Raw genomic sequence first — 276 nt, 5'->3', positions numbered from 1 at the left:
CCATAAAACCACCCCATTGAACTTTTACCTCGAGATGCGATCTTGGCTAATGATTTATGACGCTGAATATGCTGATTTTTACAGGCAGGTAGAGTCGTTGAATCAATCCATAAATATTGGCTATGTTGAGCTTTCATTACAACTACATGTAAAGCATGTAGTGCTAATTGATGCATATTAATCAGGTGAATCATGCGTTGATAACAAGGTAAGCTCTTAAATAAATGACTTTTATGCTGTTTCAGCCATGAAAAAAATGCTTTGAAATTATTGGAG

Annotated in this window: 1 protein-coding gene; it reads right to left on the bottom strand. The window is 35.1% G+C overall.

Annotated features, from left to right (window positions below):
* Positions 1-276, bottom strand: a 276-nt coding sequence (locus tag ACEN8I_RS24145; RefSeq protein ID WP_413331196.1) for a transposase, incomplete at both ends; no start/stop codon positions are given.

The sequence above is a fragment of the Polaromonas sp. CT11-55 genome (assembly GCF_047303325.1).
In the GTDB taxonomy this organism is placed as follows: domain Bacteria; phylum Pseudomonadota; class Gammaproteobacteria; order Burkholderiales; family Burkholderiaceae_C; genus Polaromonas.
Note: the sequence above shows the minus strand (reverse complement) of the source record. Positions and strands in the feature narration are given on the sequence as shown.